Source organism: Streptomyces sp. NPDC002566, assembly GCF_042889585.1.
GTDB lineage: Bacteria > Actinomycetota > Actinomycetes > Streptomycetales > Streptomycetaceae > Streptomyces.
Window position 1 is genome coordinate 63,077 of sequence record NZ_JBIARD010000009.1, and the last position, 16,251, is coordinate 79,327.

At 72.7% G+C, this 16,251-nt stretch carries 13 protein-coding genes; 11 read left to right on the top strand and 2 right to left on the bottom strand.

The window, feature by feature from the left end:
* Window positions 1–65: 65 nt before the first annotated feature.
* The 6 genes from ACFYXA_RS30625 to ACFYXA_RS30650 all read left to right on the top strand — a co-directional run bounded on the left by ACFYXA_RS30625 (window position 66) and on the right by ACFYXA_RS30650 (window position 5,465).
* On the top strand, window positions 66–392 hold the full coding sequence (locus ACFYXA_RS30625) for a hypothetical protein (RefSeq protein ID WP_351098886.1): 327 nt from the start codon (window positions 66–68) through the stop codon (window positions 390–392).
* 80 nt (window positions 393–472) lie between these two features.
* The gene (locus ACFYXA_RS30630) at window positions 473–1,048 is read left to right on the top strand and encodes a GNAT family N-acetyltransferase (RefSeq protein WP_389039016.1); all 576 of its coding nucleotides are present in this window, start codon (window positions 473–475) and stop codon (window positions 1,046–1,048) included.
* Between the two features lie 35 nt (window positions 1,049–1,083).
* A complete protein-coding gene (locus ACFYXA_RS30635) occupies window positions 1,084–1,656 on the top strand; it encodes a hypothetical protein (protein WP_389039019.1) in 573 nt (190 codons plus the stop codon).
* 232 nt (window positions 1,657–1,888) lie between these two features.
* Window positions 1,889–2,080 carry a hypothetical protein gene (locus tag ACFYXA_RS30640; protein WP_352250024.1) on the top strand — a complete coding sequence of 64 codons (192 nt, stop codon included), beginning with the start codon at window positions 1,889–1,891 and terminating at the stop codon, window positions 2,078–2,080.
* An 83-nt stretch (window positions 2,081–2,163) separates the two neighbouring features.
* Complete coding sequence (locus ACFYXA_RS30645; RefSeq protein WP_389039302.1) at window positions 2,164–5,226, top strand: AAA family ATPase; 3,063 nt, start codon at window positions 2,164–2,166, stop codon at window positions 5,224–5,226.
* A 35-nt stretch (window positions 5,227–5,261) separates the two neighbouring features.
* The gene (locus tag ACFYXA_RS30650) at window positions 5,262–5,465 is read left to right on the top strand and encodes a DUF6191 domain-containing protein (RefSeq protein WP_389039022.1); all 204 of its coding nucleotides are present in this window, start codon (window positions 5,262–5,264) and stop codon (window positions 5,463–5,465) included.
* Between the two features lie 24 nt (window positions 5,466–5,489).
* On the opposite strand, the gene ACFYXA_RS30655 is transcribed toward ACFYXA_RS30650, so the two are convergent.
* Both ACFYXA_RS30655 and ACFYXA_RS30660 read right to left on the bottom strand, forming a co-directional pair.
* Window positions 5,490–6,701, bottom strand: coding sequence for a PQQ-dependent sugar dehydrogenase (locus ACFYXA_RS30655; protein WP_389039025.1), 1,212 nt, complete (start codon window positions 6,699–6,701; stop codon window positions 5,490–5,492).
* 253 nt (window positions 6,702–6,954) lie between these two features.
* Window positions 6,955–7,953, bottom strand: a complete 999-nt coding sequence (locus ACFYXA_RS30660) for an aldo/keto reductase (RefSeq protein WP_352250109.1) — start codon at window positions 7,951–7,953, stop codon at window positions 6,955–6,957.
* A 76-nt stretch (window positions 7,954–8,029) separates the two neighbouring features.
* Here ACFYXA_RS30660 and ACFYXA_RS30665 point away from each other — a divergent pair, with 76 nt between their 5' ends.
* From ACFYXA_RS30665 to ilvC, 5 genes are all read left to right on the top strand, one after another.
* Entirely contained in the window at window positions 8,030–9,007 is a 978-nt protein-coding gene (locus tag ACFYXA_RS30665; RefSeq protein WP_352250019.1) for a 2-hydroxyacid dehydrogenase, read from the top strand.
* A gap of 329 nt (window positions 9,008–9,336) precedes the next feature.
* The gene (locus ACFYXA_RS30670) at window positions 9,337–12,348 is read left to right on the top strand and encodes a putative bifunctional diguanylate cyclase/phosphodiesterase (protein WP_389039306.1); all 3,012 of its coding nucleotides are present in this window, start codon (window positions 9,337–9,339) and stop codon (window positions 12,346–12,348) included.
* Window positions 12,349–12,575: 227 nt separating this feature from the next.
* Complete coding sequence (locus ACFYXA_RS30675; protein ID WP_389039028.1) at window positions 12,576–14,429, top strand: acetolactate synthase large subunit; 1,854 nt, start codon at window positions 12,576–12,578, stop codon at window positions 14,427–14,429.
* 20 nt (window positions 14,430–14,449) lie between these two features.
* Window positions 14,450–14,974: an acetolactate synthase small subunit gene (ilvN, locus tag ACFYXA_RS30680; protein ID WP_130443246.1), complete on the top strand. Its 525-nt coding sequence runs from the start codon at window positions 14,450–14,452 to the stop codon at window positions 14,972–14,974.
* A 117-nt stretch (window positions 14,975–15,091) separates the two neighbouring features.
* Window positions 15,092–16,090 carry a ketol-acid reductoisomerase gene (ilvC, locus tag ACFYXA_RS30685; protein WP_351098877.1) on the top strand — a complete coding sequence of 333 codons (999 nt, stop codon included), beginning with the start codon at window positions 15,092–15,094 and terminating at the stop codon, window positions 16,088–16,090.
* The last annotated feature ends 161 nt before the right edge of the window (window positions 16,091–16,251 follow it).

A 16,251-nucleotide genomic window follows, 5' to 3' on the forward strand; every position in this document is an offset into this window, starting at 1 on the left:
CGCACGCTCCGGCTTCGGCACCCCGCTGACCTGCCCCGTCGCCGAAGGCGCTACGCTCGCGCGGCATGAGTGCACGACCCGACTCCGGCAGGCAAGGCGACGTCCAGGGCGGTACGGCCGTCGACGAGGACGAGGAGTACGGCGTCGAGGACGCCCGGCGCGCCCGCTGGACGGCGACCGGCACCGGCGCCCTGCTCACCCTGGCCGGCCTCGCGGCGTCGCTCCTGCGGCTGACCGGCCCCGCCCCCGCGCTCGTCCCCGCCGCGTACGCCCTCGGCGCCGTCGTCTGCGCGCTCGCCGCGCTCCTCGGCTCCCGCGGCCGCACCCGACGCGCACTGTGGCTGCTCATCGCCGGAGTGATGATCATGGCCGTCGGCGACCAGTCCGACTGACGCCGCGGCCCGGCCACTGGCCCCGCCCGTGAGAGGCTCACCGAGGTCGGGAACGGTCTCACAGGAGGAGCGGCAGCAGGATGTACGCGATATCGCTGGGCGACGACGGAGCGGAACTGCGCCCACTGGAGCCCTGGCACGCCGAGGAGTTCCTCGCCCACCTGGAACGCGGCCGCGAGTTCATCAACCGGTTCGTGCCCTTCGGGTCGAAGGCCACCGACGTGGACACCGCCCGCGAACTGCTCCAGCGGTACGGCGACATGCGCGCCGCGGACACCGGCTCCCTGCACGGCCTGTGGCTGGACGGCCGGCTCGTCGGCGGCGTGCTGTTCCTGAACTTCGACGCCGAGCAGGGCAACTGCGAGGTCGGCTGCTGGCTGGAGCCCGCGGGCACCGGGCGCGGACTGGTCACCCGCGCCATGCGGGTGCTGATCGACTTCGCCGTCGAGCAGCGCGGCATCCACCGCGTCGAATGGGTCGCCTCCGCGGGGAACGAGCCCAGCCTGAACGTGGCCCGCCGGCTGGGGATGACCCGGGACGGCATACGGCGGGAGGCCTACCCCCATCACGGAGTGCGGCACGACCTCGAGACCTGGTCCGTGCTGGCCCCCGAATGGCGCGCCGCACGCGTGCGCGGCGCTCACAGCGGACGTTAAGAAACCTCTCAGACAGCGTCCGTACGGTGCGGGACATGGCAACCAAGACTGAAGACGAGACCGGCGTCACGACGGGCGCCGAAACCGCCGAGAAGAAGGCCGACGGCCCGGGCCGCGAGACGACGGCCGAGGTCGCCGAGAACACGCCCCACGCGGCGGACGACACCGACGGCGAACCGACCGCACAGGCGGGCGGCGCCCCGGCCGCCGGGCCCTCCGGGGTCGGCCAGGGCGCCGGCGCGGTGGTGTCGGTCGTGCTGGGCCTGGCGTCCCTGAACGGCGGCTGGCTCGGTACCGTCGCCGCCGCCCGCCAGACCCTCATCGGCCAGCTGGAGACCTCCTCGCGCGCCGGCGTGGCCCAGCAGATCCAGGCCGTCTACGGCGACGCCTGGCAGGCCACCGCCCTGTGGGCCGGCGTGTTCGCGCTGGCCGCGCTCGTCACGGGCTTCGTCGTGCTCGCCCGGCCCGCGTTCGGCGCGCCCGGCAGGCCGCAGGCGCCGTGGATCAAGTCGGTCGCCTGGGCGGGCGTCACGGTCGGCGTGATCGGCCTGCTGCTGGCCGTCCTGAAGTACACCGGCATCCTGTTCGGACTGCCGTCCGCGAGCTGAGCGCCGCGCCCGGCTCACCGGACGCACCGAGCGACGACAAGGGGCCTCAGAGCGGCCGTAAGCACCTTACGGCCGCTCTGAGGCCCCTTACGCGCGTCTGAGGCCCCCCGAGCGGCCCGAAGATGCGGAACTCTCCCGATGTGACGGACCCCCCTGGCCCAGGAAGGTGGAGGCATCGCGGCGGACGGCGCCGCGACAGCAGCCCCGACCACCGGCATCCCAGGGGGACATCGTGTTCGAGTACACCCACCAGCAGGTCCGTGCCGCCGAACTGATCCGGCGGGCCGACGACGAGCGGCTCGCCCGCGAGGCCGTCCGCGCCCGCCGCGCCGCCCGCCGCGAGGCCGCCGAACGCGCCCGCGCCGACAACGGCGCGCCCTGCGACGGCCGCCCGCGCCGACTCCGGTCCACCCGGACCGCGTGAGCGCCGGCCGCGCCTCCCGCCCCGCCGCGACGACAAGCACCGCCGTGACGACGACCACTGGGGCGGTTCCACGCCGCTGTGCGATGCTCGCCCCCGTGGATACCAGGTGCGTCAGTCCCGTCTTCGTAGGCCGAGCCGAGGAGTTGGGCGTCCTGAACGACGCCCTCTCCCGCGCCGCCTCGGGAGAACCGCAGGCACTGCTCATCGGCGGCGAGGCCGGGGTGGGCAAGACCCGGCTCGTCGAGGAGTTCGCCCGCACGGCCGCCACGGCCGCCACGGCCGGACGCACCGGCGACCACCGCTCCGCCGCCGTCGTCGCCCTCGGCGGCTGCGTCGAGATCGGCGCCGACGGACTGCCCTTCGCGCCCTTCTCCACCGCCCTGCGCGCCCTGCGCCGCGCGCTGCCCGCGGAACTGGCCGCCGCGGCGGCCGGCCAGGAAGACGAACTGGCCCGCCTGCTGCCCGAGTTGGGTGAGGCGACGGGCGGCCGGCACGACGAGGAGGGCATGGCCCGTCTCTTCGAACTCACCGCCCGCCTCCTGGAACGCGTCGCCGCCGACCGCACCGTCGTCGTCGCCCTGGAAGACCTGCACTGGGCCGACGCCTCCACCCGCCACCTCCTCGCCTACCTCCTGCGCACCCTGCGCACCGGACGCCTCGTCGTCCTCGCCACCTACCGCTCCGACGACATCCACCGCCGCCACCCGCTGCGCCCCCTGCTCGCCGAACTCGACCGGCTGCGCACCGTCCGCCGCATCGAACTCGCCCGCCTCACCCGCGAGGAGGTCGGCCGGCAGGTCGCCGGCATCCTCGCCCAGGAACCCGACCCGGCCCAGGTCGACGACATCTTCGAACGCTCCGACGGCAACGCCTTCTTCGTCGAGGAACTCGCCGTCGCCGCCCACGAGGGCTGCCGCACCGGACTCACCGACTCCCTGCGCGACCTGCTGCTCGTCCGCGTCGAAGCGCTCTCCGAGAGCGCCCAGAGCGTCGCCCGGATCGTGGCCGAGGGCGGCTCCACCGTCGAGCACCGGCTGCTCGCCGCCGTCGCCCGGCTCACCGAGGACGACCTCATCGAGGCGCTGCGGGCCGCCGTCGGCGCCAACCTCCTGCTCGCCACACCCGCCGGGGACGGCTACCGCTTCCGCCACTCCCTCGTCCGCGAGGCCGTCAGCGACGACCTGCTCCCCGGCGAACGCTCCCGCCTCAACCGCCGCTACGCCGAAGCCCTCCAGGCCGACCCCACACTCGTCCCAGCCGACGAGCGCGTCATGCGGCTGGCCAGCTACTGGTACCACGCCCACGACCCGGCCAAGGCCCTGCCCGCCGTCCTCGACGCCTCCGTCGCCGCCCGCTCCCGGCACGCCTACAGCGAGCAACTGCGGCTGCTGGAGCGGGCGATGGAACTGTGGGAGACCGTGCCCGAGGAGGTCCGCGCCCGGCTGCGCCCCGCCGACTACATCGAGGTCCCCCCGTCCCGCGACTGCGGCTCCGCCACCGAGCCGCTGAGCTACCTCGACCTCCTGGCCGAGGCGGCCGTCGCGGGACGCCTCTGCGGGGAACGCGAACGGGCACTGAAGATCACCAAGCGGGCGCTGCGCCTCCTGGAGGACGCCGACGACCCGCTGCGCGCCGCCTGGTTCTGGGTGCAGCGCTCCCGGCTGGTTCGTTTCCTCGGCCGGGGCAGCGGGCGCGAGGAACTGGCCACCGCCCAGGACCTGATACGCGGCCTGCCGCCCAGCGAGGTGCACGCCGAGGTGCTCACCCACATGGCCAACTGGTCGCTGCTGCACGCCCCGGGCCCCGACGCCTACTCGGCGGGCGAGCACGCCGTGGAGTACGCCCGGATGGTCGGCGCCCGCGAGGTCGAGCTCAACGCCCGCCAGATCCTCGGCGTCCTCATGGTCGACGCCGGCCACGTCGAGGCCGGTCTCACCGAGCTGTACGAGGTCAAGGAGCGCGCGCTCGCCGAGGACGTCCCCTCCGTCGCCCTGAACGCCTACGTCAACCTGCCCAACGAACTGGAGGCCGTCGGCCGCTCCCACGAGGCCCTGCCCATCATCGAGGAGGGCGTGGCCTTCGCCCGGGGCCGGCAACTGGCCGAGAGCGAGGCCTGGATCCAGGCCAACCGGGCGGAATCCCTGATCTCCCTGGGGCGTTGGGACGAAGCCGAGCGCGCCTGCGCCGTCGCCGGCCGCATCGGCCTCGGCGTCGCCATGCAGGGCTTCCATGCCGCCCTGTCCGCCGAACTCGCCCTCTGCCGCGGTGACCTCGCCGAGGCAGCACGCCAACTGGAGGCGGCGAGAGGATACTTCGGTGCCCAGGACCACTCACCCCACCACGAGATCCCCCTCGCCCGCCTCGCCGTCTCCCTCGCCGCGGTAGACGGCCGCCATACGGACGCCCGCGACCACCTCACCCGCGTCCTCGACCGGGGCTTCCCGCCCGGCGCCCAGCGCTACGCCTGGCCCCTGCTGATCACCGCCGCCGCCGTCGAGGGCGACGCCCGCACCCGGCCCGCCGCCGAGGAGGGCCGCGCCGCGGTCCTCGACCGCATCCGAGAGGCCGCCAAGCAGCTTCCCGCGATCGTCCCCGTCTGGCAGGCCCACGCACACTGGCTGTCCGTGGAACTCCTGCGCGCCGAGGGCCGCGCCCGCCCCGGGGACTGGTGCGCGACGGTCACGGCGTTCGAGGCCCTGGAGCGCCCCTACGACCTCGCCCGCACCCGGTACCGCCAGGCCGAGGCGCTCCTTGACGCCGGCGGCGACGACGAACGCGAGCGCGCCGGCGAACTGCTCCGCCTCGCCCACGCCGTGGCCGGCCATCTCGGCGCCCGCCCGCTCGCCGACGCGGTCGCCCGGCTCGCCCAGCGCGCCCGCCTCGCAGTGGCCGCGCGAACGGCCGGCGCACCGGACGACCCCGTCCGCGCCCTCGGCCTCACCGACCGCGAACGCGACGTCCTGCGCCTGGTCTCCGCCGGCCGCACCAACCGGCAGATCGCGCAGGAGCTGTTCATCTCACCCAAGACGGCGAGCGTCCACGTCTCCAACATCCTGGCCAAGCTCGGCGTCTCCGGCCGCGGCGAGGCGGCGGCGACAGCGCACCGGCTGGGGCTCTTCCCGGCCGAGACGCCCGCGACGCGCTGAGGCGTACGCTGGCAGGACCCGGCTGTGGAGGCGCTGTGTTCAACATGTTCGAGGAGCTGTTCGCGCCCGGCCGCAAGCACACCCGCGACGAGCAGAACCGCCTGGAGCTGACCCGGGAGGACGTCGGCGACACCGACCCCGGTCACGGCCCGATAGACCTGTCCTCCGGCAAAGTCGTCGTCCGCCCGCCGGCACCGCCGACGGACCGGGGCGAGGAGGAGCCGGAAGCGGGCGCGTGAGCGGCACAGTGCACCTCGGGGCGCTCAGCTCACCCGGAGTTCCAGTATTCGGTCGTCGCCTCCCTTGGGCGCGCCCCGGCCGTCCGTGTTGCTGGTGGTGACCCAGAGCCTGTCGCCGCCCGCCGCGACGACCGTGCGCAGCCGGCCGTACTCGCCCTCCAGGAAGGCCTGGGGGTCCGCCGACGCCTGCGTGCCCTTCAGCGGGACGCGCCACAGCCGCTTCCCGCGCAGGCCCGCCATCCAGATCGAGCCCTTGGCGTAGGCGATGCCGCTGGGGGAGGCCTCGTCGGTGCTCCACTGGGCGAGGGGGTTGCGGTAGGCCGGGTCGTCCGATTTGCCCTCGACCTCGGGCCAGCCGTAGTCACCGCCCGGCGTGATCGCGTTCAGCTCGTCCCACGTCTTCTGGCCGAACTCCGCCGCGAACAGGCGCTGCTCGGAGTCCCAGGCGAGGCCCTGCACATTGCGGTGCCCGTACGAGTACACGGGGGAGTCGGGGAACGGGTTGCCCGGGGCCGGCTCGCCCTCCGGGGTCAGCCGCAGGATCTTGCCGCCCAGGGACTCCTTGTTCTGGGCCAGTCCCACGTCGCCGGTCTCTCCCGTGCCCGCGTAGAGCATCCGGTCGGGGCCGAAGGCGATCCGGCCGCCGTTGTGGATCATGCCCTTGGGTATGCCCCTGAACACCGTGTCGGGTGCGCCCAACTGCTCCCCGGCGGGCCGCCGCGCGTCGTACAGCATGCGTACGACGCGGTTGTCCGAGGCGGAGGTGAAGTAGGCGTAGACCATGTGGTCCGCGGCGTAGTCGGGGGAGAGGGCCAGGCCGAGCAGACCGCCCTCACCGGCCGCCGAGACCCCCGGCACCTCGCCCAGCAGGGTCTTCTTCCCCGTCGCCGCGTCGACCCGGGTGATCGTCCCCTCGTCACGCGAGGCGACCAGCAGACCGCCCTCGGGCAGCGGGGCGAGACCCCAGGGGCTGTTCAGCCCCTCGGCCACCGTGCGCACCACCGTGACGGTGCCCTTCGCGGGCGGGGCCGCCTCGGCGGGGGACTGCGCGGGCGCGGACGCGGCGGACGTGGGCGCGGCGGACGGCTTCGCCGCGCCACCGGCCGGCCCTCCGCCGTCGGAGGAGCAGCCGGCCGCCAACAGAAGCGCACTCGCGGCCGCCACGGCCCTCACTGCTCGACGCTGCACGATCCCGGTCCCTTCGCCACAACGCACACGGCACCTTCCCCTTGTCATACACCGCCCACCCCGTCAGAGTTCCCAATCCCCAACGCAGAACAACCGACCCCGGGCAGGGCAGCGCCACGACGCCGCCGCACCCGAACACAGGCACCGACCAGGCCTGTCACCCCGGGCAGGGCACCCCACCCAAGGGGCGCGGGGAACTGCGCGCCAAGCCACAACGGAGCCGCACCCGAAGACAGGCACCGACCAAGCCATGTCACCCCGGGCAGGGCACCCGACCCCCACCCGCGCCCCCAGCGGAGCGTCACTCCCAAGACACCCGCGCCGCCGGCAACGCCGACACCTCCGCCAGGTCGCGCACGGCCAGCCGCAGCCCGCACGCCGCGGCGTTCTCCGTGACCCAGCGCTCCTGCTTGGTCCCCGGCACCGGGATCACGTTCCGCCCCTGGGCCAGCACCCACGCCAGCGCCACCTGCGCCGCCGTCACCGTGTCGCCGTGCCGCGCGGCCACCCGCCGCAGCCCGGCGACGATCGGCTGGTTCGCGGCCATCATCTCGGCGGTGAACCGGGGGTGCCGGGCCCGCATGTCGTCCGGCTCGAAGCCCTGCCCCGGGGTCAGCGTCCCGGTGAGGAAGCCGTTGCCCAGCGGCATCGCCGCGAGGAAGCCCACCCCGCGCGCCTCGCACCACGGCAGCAGCGCCTCCAGCGCCTCCGGCGACCACACCGAAAGCTCCGCCTCCACCGCGCTCACCGGGAAGACCTGCTGCACCCGCCGCAACTGCCGGATCGTCGCGTCGTAGAGCCGCCCGCCCGACCGCCGGCCGCCCCGCGCGCCCACCGCGCACAACCCCAACGCCCGTACCTTGCCCGCCTGTACGAGCTCCGCCATCGCGCCCCAGGTCTCCTCCACGGGAACCTCGGGGTCGGCCCGGTGCAGCTGGTAGAGGTCGATGACGTCCGTCTGCAGCCGCCGCAGCGAGGCGTCGCAGGCTCTTCTCACGTAGCCGGGACGGCCGTTGGCCACGATGTGCTGCTCGCCGACCAGCAGCCCCACCTTCGTCGACACGAACGCGTCCGCACGCCGCTCCTTCAACACCCGCCCCACCAAAAGCTCGTTGGTGAACGGGCCGTACATGTCGGCCGTGTCCAGAAGGGAGGCGCCCAGATCCAGTGCCCGGTGCAATGCCCTCAGCGACTCGTCGCCCCGCTGCCGCGACCCGCTGTAAGCCCAGCTCATCGGCATGCACCCGAGTCCGACGGCCCCCACCGCGAGCGCCGCCGCGCCGATCGTCCTGCGCTCCACCTGCTCGTGACCCTCCCTGTCCTGGTCCACCAACCTAACCTCTGCACGCGTGCGTGCCTCACATAGCCTCCTGGGCATGACTACGGACACACCCCGCGACGTCTGGCTGCCCATCCCGCCGGACGAGATCGCCGGCCTCCCCGAGGGCCCCCGCTACCTCTTCTGGGACGGCGGCGACACCGGCGACCAGGACTTCCCCGGCGATCCCGCGGACTGCGTCGTGTACGTGGTGCCGTACATGAAGCGTCAGCCGGTCAAGGTGCGCCCGCTGCGCGAGATGCGCCGCCTCCAGGTCGTGCAGACCCTCACCGCGGGCGTCGACGACATCACCGCCCGGCTGTCCGACCTCGTGCCCGGGGTGCGGCTGTGCAACGCGCGCGGGGTGCACGAGGCCAGCACCGCGGAGCTCGCCCTCACCCTGACCCTGGCCTCCCTGCGCGGGATCCCGCAGTTCGTGCGCGCGCAGGAACAGGGCGTGTGGCGCGGCGAGTTCCATCCGGCGCTCGCCGACAAGAGCGTCCTCGTCGTCGGCTACGGGGCCATCGGCGAGGCGATCGAGGACCGGCTCGTGCCCTTCGAGGTGGCGCGGGTGGCGCGCGTCGCGCGCTCCGCGCGCACCACGGAGCGCGGCCCGGTGCACCCCTTCACCGATCTGCCCGCCCTCCTCCCCGAAGCGGACGTCGTGATCCTCTCGACGCCCCTCAACGACAGCACCCGCGGCCTCGTGGACGGCGACTTCCTCGCCCGCATGAAGGACGGCGCCCTCCTCGTCAACGTGGCCCGCGGCGCGGTCGTCGACACCAAGGCCCTGCTCACGGAGGTGGAGAGCGGCCGGCTCACCGCCGCCCTGGACGTCACCGACCCCGAGCCGCTGCCCCCGGGCCACCCGCTGTGGCGGGCGCCGGGCGTTCTGATCAGCCCGCACGTCGGCGGCCCCACGTCCGCGTTCCGGCCGCGCGCCGAACGGCTGCTGGCGGACCAGTTGAGGCGATTCGTGAACCAGGAGCCGCTGCGCAACGTGATCCTGACGACGGGTGCCGCGGACGAGACGTGACGGCCGTGGCACGCGGGCGCTCCGGTTCGGGCACCCTCCGCAGTCCCGCGGACGCGGTACGTGCGCGCGTCGCCGCTGGTCGTCACTGAGCGTAGAGGAACTATGTCCCTGAGTGACGAGACTGGTGTATCGTCCGGACTGGGGCTGCGCCGCGCACCGTTCGGCGCCGGGGACGAACATTCCAGACTGTGAGGGGGGCGACGGGCGATGCACGGCCAATGGACGAACGATCCGACGCGGTGGAGCGGCCGCCGACGGCCCTGCCACGCGGCCACGCGCCGACGACGCGGCGGCCCCGCCGGTCACCGGGCACCGACCGGGAGGCCACGGTGAGTTCGCCGCCGACCTCCACCCCCCTCCTCGACGGAGCGCCGCGCGCGCACCCGGCGCCGGGCGCGTCGCCGTCCGAGCCGCCGTCCTGCGGCCATGGACCGGGAGCGGTCCGCCAACTGGTGCTGGCCCTGGTGTGCGCGGGCTACGCCGTCGGCTCCGCGTGCGGCTGGGGATCCGACCGGACCGCCCTGGTCATGGGCGACTTCGGCCTCGCCGCCGCGGCGGGGACGGCGGCGGTGTCCTGCTTCCTCTACGCGCGCAACCGCCGCATCCGCTTTCGGCCCGCCTGGCTGCTGTTCGGGCTCTCCTCGACGATGGCCGCCCTCGGCAACCTGGTCTGGGGCTGGTACGAGGTCGTGCTGAACCGGCCCGTGCCCAGCCCCAGCTACGCCGATTTCTTCTTCCTGTGCTTCGCGCCGCCCGCGATCGTGGGACTGCTGGTGCTGGCCGCCCGCCCCGTCACCAAGGCCGGCTGGGTCTGCCTCGCGCTCGACGCCTGGCTGATCGCCGGCTCACTGCTCACGCTCTCCTGGAGCCTCGCGCTCGCCCAGGCGGCGCAGCTCGACGGCCCCAGCGTGGCCCACGCCGCGCTGTCCCTCGCCTACCCGCTGCTCGACATCGCCCTCGTCAGCATGGTGCTGGTGCTCCACTTCCGGCGCTCGCCGGTCAACCGCACGGCGGTCAACACCGCCGTCGGCGCCCTCGCGCTGACCGTCATGTGCGACGCCCTGTTCACCTCACCGCTCCTGCACCACTCCTACCGCTCGGGCCAACTCCTCGACGCGGGCTGGTTCGCGGGCTCGCTGCTGCTCGCCTACGCCCCCTGGGCCGCGGACCGGCAGCACCGGCGCGGCGGGGACGGGCACACACGTGTGGTGCACGAGCACCTGCCCGGCCGGCGCACCGTCGTCGCCGCGCCTCCGCAGCGCGACCCCCGGCCGCAGCCGCCCGGCGAGCACGCCCGGTACCCGGCCACCCGCCCCATCACCGGCTCCCTCGCCGCCCTCACGCCCTACCTCGCGGCCGCCGTGTGCACCCTGGGCATCCTCTACAACGTCCTCAACGGCCGCAGCGTCGACCGCGTGGTCCTCCTGACCGGCGGCGCCGTCGTGCTGGCCCTCGTGGTGCGCCAGGGCATCATGCTGCTCGACAACATCACCCTCACCCAGGAACTGGCCCAGAAGGAGAACTACTTCCGCTCCCTGGTGCAGGGCTCCAGCGACGTCATCATGATCGCCGCGCCCAGCGGCATCCTGCGCTACGTCTCCCCGGCCGCCGCCGGCGTCTACGGACGGTCCGCGGAGGACCTGGTGGGCACCGAACTGGCCCAGCTCATCCACCCGGAGGACCTGGGCTGCGTGGTGCACGAGGTGCGCCGCTTCCTCGCCGCCAGCCCCAAGGACGAACCCACCACCCGTATCGAGTGCCGCTTCCGCTCCGGCGACGGAGGCTGGCTCAACGTCGAGTCGACCGTCAACCGCCACCAGGGCGGCCTGATCTTCAACAGCAGGGACGTCACCGAACGCGTGCGTCTGCAGGCGCAGCTCCAGCACAACGCCGAGCACGACCCGCTCACCGACCTGCCCAACCGGGCGCTGTTCACCCGGCGCGTGCGGCAGGCGCTCTCCGGCCGCCGCAGCTCCGACCGGGGCACCGCCCTGCGCAACACCGCCGTCCTCTTCATCGACCTCGACGGCTTCAAGGCCGTCAACGACACCATCGGCCACCAGGCCGGGGACGAACTGCTCGTCCAGGCCGCCCGCAGGCTCCAGGACTCCGTCCGCCAGGGCGACACCGCCTCCCGGCTCGGCGGCGACGAGTTCGCGGCGCTCATCGTCGGGGACGGCACCCGCGACCGCTCCGCGCGCGAGCGGCACATCGTGGACCTCGCCGACCGGCTGAGGGTCACGCTGTCCCAGCCCTACCTCATCGACGGCAGCGAGGTCAGGGTGGCCGCCTCCATCGGCGTCGCCTTCGCCGAGACCGGGCTCGGCGCCGGCGAACTGCTGCGCAACGCCGACCTCGCGATGTACCGGGCCAAGGCGGGCGGCAAGGGCCGGGTCGAGCTGTACAAGCCGCAGATGCAGCAGGACGTCGTCCGCAAGGCCGAGCTGGCCACGCGGCTGAGAGCCGCCCTGCACGACGGCGAGTTCGCCCTGCTGCACCAGCCGGTGGTGCGGCTGGAGGACGGCCGGATCGCGTCGGTCGCAGCCCAGGCGCGCTGGCGGTCCTCCCAGGGCGTGCTGTTCACACCGGCGGAGTTCCTGCGGGTCTCGCAGGACGCCGACGACAGCGACAAGACCGCCGAACTGGGCCGCTGGACGCTGGAGGAGGCCGTCGCCCAGGCCGCCGACCGGGCCGCAGGCGGGCTGAACCAGCCGGTGGTCGTGCGGGTGGGCGCCCGTCGCCTGCTGGACCGGTCGATGCCCTTGGGCTCCGTCGAGGCCCTGCTGACCCGGCACGGACTGCCGCCCGCGTCACTGGTGATAGAGCTGTCCGACATCGACTCCCGGGTGCCGCTGGACGACCTGGAGCGCCGGCTGGGCGCCCTGCGCCGGCTCGGCGTGCGGATCGCGCTGGACGGCTTCGGCGGCTGCGTGGCCATAACGGCCCTGCGCCGGCTGCCCGTCGACGTGCTCAAGCTCGACCGCGGGCTTGTGGAGGGCGTCGTCGAGTCCGCGCGGCTGCACAAGATCACCAGCGGGCTGCTGCGGATCGCGGGCGACCTCGGACTCCAGTCCGTGGCCGAGGGAGTGGACCTGCCCGAACAGGTCGTCGCCCTGCGCGCGATGGGCTGTACGCACGGGCAGGGGATGGCGTTCTCCGGGCCGCTCGACGAGTACCGGCTGCGCCGTGCCCTCGCCCGCGGCGACTACCCGGTGCCGCACGGACCCGTCGAACCCGCGTTCGCGGGCGGCGGGACGGCGACGTACACCAGCGGCATCACCGCCGTCCTGGGCGGGACGCCCCTACGCTCACATAATGAGACCCATGTCCCACCCACTTGACAGTCGGTGCGCGCCGGGGGGAGGGTCAGTGCCATGCGCACCCGAATTCTCGTACTTGGAAAGCGCGTCGGCTGAAGCTGGTGACGCTCCGGACGGACCCGGAACTCCCAGCGACCCCACCCGGCGCGCTCCCCTCGCTTGCCCTTTGGCACGAGGGGTTTTTTGTTGCACAGGCAGCATTCGCACACCGTACAAACAACGCAAAAACCCTCAGCATCGAGAAGAGAATGCCGATGACCGAGCAGGCCACCGGGGCCAGTCACCCGCAGCCCCGGCCCCGATCCGGAGGACACTCCGCTTCCGTCGAGAGCGTGACGGGCGCGCAGTCCCTCATCCGCTCCCTCGAGGAGGTCGGCGCCGACACGGTATTCGGCATTCCCGGCGGTGCGATCCTCCCCGCCTACGACCCGCTGATGGACTCGACCCGGGTGCGCCACGTCCTGGTCCGTCACGAGCAGGGCGCCGGCCACGCGGCCACCGGCTACGCGCAGGCCACCGGCAAGGTCGGCGTCTGCATGGCCACCTCCGGCCCCGGCGCCACCAACCTGGTCACCCCCATCGCCGACGCGCACATGGACTCCGTGCCGCTGGTCGCGATCACCGGCCAGGTCGCCTCCAAGGCGATCGGCACCGACGCCTTCCAGGAGGCGGACATCGTCGGCATCACCATGCCGATCACCAAGCACAACTTCCTGGTCACCAAGGCCGAGGACATCCCGCGGGTCATCGCGCAGGCCTTCCACATCGCCTCCACCGGCCGCCCGGGCCCCGTCCTGGTCGACATCGCCAAGGACGCCCTCCAGGCGCGGACGACCTTCTCCTGGCCGCCCACCATGGACCTGCCCGGCTACCGGCCCGTGACCAAGCCGCACGCCAAGCAGATCCGCGAGGCCGCCAAGCTGATCACCGCCGCCAAGCGGCCGATCCTCTACGTCGGCGGCGGTGTCCTCAAGTCCGGCGCGACCGCCGAGCTGAAGGTCCTCGCCGAGCTGACCGGCGCGCCCGTCACCACCACGCTGATGGCGCTGGGCGCGTTCCCCGACAGCCACCCGCTGCACCTGGGCATGCCCGGCATGCACGGCTCGGTGGCCGCCGTCACCGGTCTGCAGAAGGCCGACCTGATCATCGCCCTCGGCGCCCGGTTCGACGACCGCGTCACCGGCAAGCTCGACAGCTTCGCCCCGTTCGCCAAGATCGTCCACGCGGACATCGACCCGGCGGAGATCGGCAAGAACCGCGAAGCCGACGTGCCGATCGTCGGGGACGCGCGCGAGGTCATCGCGGACCTGATCCAGGCGGTGCAGAAGGAGCACAGCGAGGGCCAGCAGGGCGACTACAGCGCCTGGTGGAAGGACCTGTCCCGCTGGCGCGAGACCTACCCCCTCGGCTACGACCAGCCCGCCGACGGCTCGCTGTCCCCGCAGCAGGTCATCGAGCGCATCGGTCAACTCGCCCCGGAGGGCACGATCTTCGCGGCCGGCGTCGGCCAGCACCAGATGTGGGCCGCCCACTTCATCCAGTACGACAAGCCGGCCACCTGGCTGAACTCCGGCGGCGCCGGGACGATGGGCTACGCGGTCCCGGCCGCGATGGGCGCCAAGGCGGGCGCCCCGTCGAAGACCGTCTGGGCGATCGACGGCGACGGCTGCTTCCAGATGACCAACCAGGAACTCACCACCTGCGCCCTGAACGGCATCCCGATCAAGGTCGCGGTCATCAACAACGGCGCGCTCGGCATGGTCCGCCAGTGGCAGACCCTGTTCTACAACCAGCGCTACTCCAACACGGTGCTGCACTCCGGCCCGGGCGACGTCAACCCGGACGCCCGGGGCACGCGCGTCCCCGACTTCGTGAAGCTGTCGGAGGCGATGGGCTGCTACGCCATCCGCTGCGAGTCCCCGGACGACCTCGACAAGGTCATCGAGGAGGCGAACTCGGTCAACGACCGCCCGGTCGTCGTCGACTTCATCGTCCACGAGGACGCGATGGTGTGGCCGATGGTCGCCGCAGGCACCTCCAACGACGAGATCATGGCCGCCCGGGACGTCCGCCCCGACTTCGGCGACAACGAAGACGACTGAGCGAGGAAGACCCAAGAGACATGTCCAAGCACACGCTCTCCGTCCTGGTGGAGAACACCCCGGGCATCCTCGCCCGGATCGCCGCCCTGTTCTCCCGCCGCGGCTTCAACATCGACTCGCTCGCGGTCGGCGTCACCGAGCACCCCGACATCTCCCGCATCACCATCGTGGTGAGCGTCGACGACCTGCCGCTGGAGCAGGTGACCAAGCAGCTCAACAAGCTCGTCAACGTGCTGAAGATCGTCGAGCTGGACCCCTCGCAGGCGGTTCAGCGCGAACTCGTCCTGGTGAAGGTGCGCGCCGACAACGAGACGCGCTCCCAGATCGTCGAGATCGTCCAGCTGTTCCGCGCCAAGACCGTGGACGTCTCCCCGGAGGCCGTGACCATCGAGGCCACCGGCAGCAGCGACAAGCTGTCCGCCATGCTCAAGATGCTGGAACCGTACGGCATCAAGGAACTGGTCCAGTCCGGCACGATCGCGATCGGCCGTGGCGCCCGTTCGATCACCGACCGGTCGCTGCGCGCACTCGACCGGTCGGCCTGACGACCGATACGGGCGGTCGGGTGACACCGGCCGCCCGTATACCGAGACCCCGAGACTTCCCTTCCGCCCGCCGTCATACGGTGGGACGCAACATCTGCATTCAAGGAGAGAACCCAAGTGGCCGAGCTGTTCTACGACGCTGACGCCGACCTGTCCATCATCCAGGGCCGCAAGGTCGCGGTCATCGGCTACGGCAGCCAGGGCCACGCCCACGCCCTGTCGCTTCGTGACTCGGGTGTCGACGTGCGGGTCGGTCTGCACGAGGGCTCCAAGTCCAAGGCGAAGGCCGAGGAGCAGGGCCTGCGCGTGGTGACCCCCGCCGAGGCCGCCGCCGAGGCCGACGTCATCATGATCCTCATCCCGGACCCGATCCAGGCCCAGGTCTACGAGGCGTCCATCGCCCCGAACCTGAAGGACGGCGACGCGCTCTTCTTCGCCCACGGCTTCAACGTCCGCTTCGGCTTCATCAAGCCCCCGGCCGGCGTGGACGTCGCCCTGGTCGCCCCCAAGGGCCCGGGCCACCTCGTCCGCCGCCAGTACGAGGAGGGCCGCGGCGTCCCCGCGATCGCCGCCGTCGAGCAGGACGCCACGGGCAACGCCTTCGACCTGGCCCTGTCGTATGCCAAGGCGATCGGCGGCACCCGCGCCGGCGTCATCAAGACGACCTTCACCGAGGAGACCGAGACCGACCTGTTCGGTGAGCAGGCCGTGCTCTGCGGCGGCACCTCGGCCCTGGTCAAGGCGGGCTTCGAGACCCTGGTCGAGGCCGGCTACCAGCCGGAGATCGCCTACTTCGAGTGCCTGCACGAGCTGAAGCTGATCGTGGACCTCATGTACGAGGGCGGCCTGGAGAAGATGCGCTGGAGCGTCTCCGAGACCGCCGAGTGGGGCGACTACGTCACCGGCCCGCGCATCATCACCGACGCCACCAAGGCCGAGATGAAGAAGGTCCTCGCCGAGATCCAGGACGGCACGTTCGCCCAGAACTGGATGGACGAGTACCACGGCGGCCTGAAGAAGTACGACGAGTACAAGACCCAGGACTCCGAGCACCTGCTGGAGACCACCGGCAAGCAGCTGCGCAAGCTGATGAGCTGGGTCGACGAGGAGGCGTAAGCCTCAGCGCCGGGGCCGGAGCCGATCGCTCCGGCCCTTTCGGCGAACCCCGGGTAACGTCGTACGAGACGGTGTTGTCCACCCCGTCCATCCACGGACGGGTGATCCTTCCGCAGAGGCGCAAGACGACCTTTGCCGCAGCACTAGACTGCTGCACTAAT

Coding starts and splice junctions, on each gene's coding strand:
- ACFYXA_RS30630 (WP_389039016.1), top strand. CDS start 473: ATGTACGCGATATCGCTGGGCGACGACGGAGCGGAACTGCGCCCACTG.
- ACFYXA_RS30635 (WP_389039019.1), top strand. CDS start 1,084: ATGGCAACCAAGACTGAAGACGAGACCGGCGTCACGACGGGCGCCGAA.
- ACFYXA_RS30645 (WP_389039302.1), top strand. CDS start 2,164: ATGCTCGCCCCCGTGGATACCAGGTGCGTCAGTCCCGTCTTCGTAGGC.
- ACFYXA_RS30675 (WP_389039028.1), top strand. CDS start 12,576: ATGCCGATGACCGAGCAGGCCACCGGGGCCAGTCACCCGCAGCCCCGG.
- ilvN (WP_130443246.1), top strand. CDS start 14,450: ATGTCCAAGCACACGCTCTCCGTCCTGGTGGAGAACACCCCGGGCATC.
- ACFYXA_RS30655 (WP_389039025.1), bottom strand. CDS start 6,701: ATGACAAGGGGAAGGTGCCGTGTGCGTTGTGGCGAAGGGACCGGGATC.
- ACFYXA_RS30625 (WP_351098886.1), top strand. CDS start 66: ATGAGTGCACGACCCGACTCCGGCAGGCAAGGCGACGTCCAGGGCGGT.
- ACFYXA_RS30665 (WP_352250019.1), top strand. CDS start 8,030: ATGACTACGGACACACCCCGCGACGTCTGGCTGCCCATCCCGCCGGAC.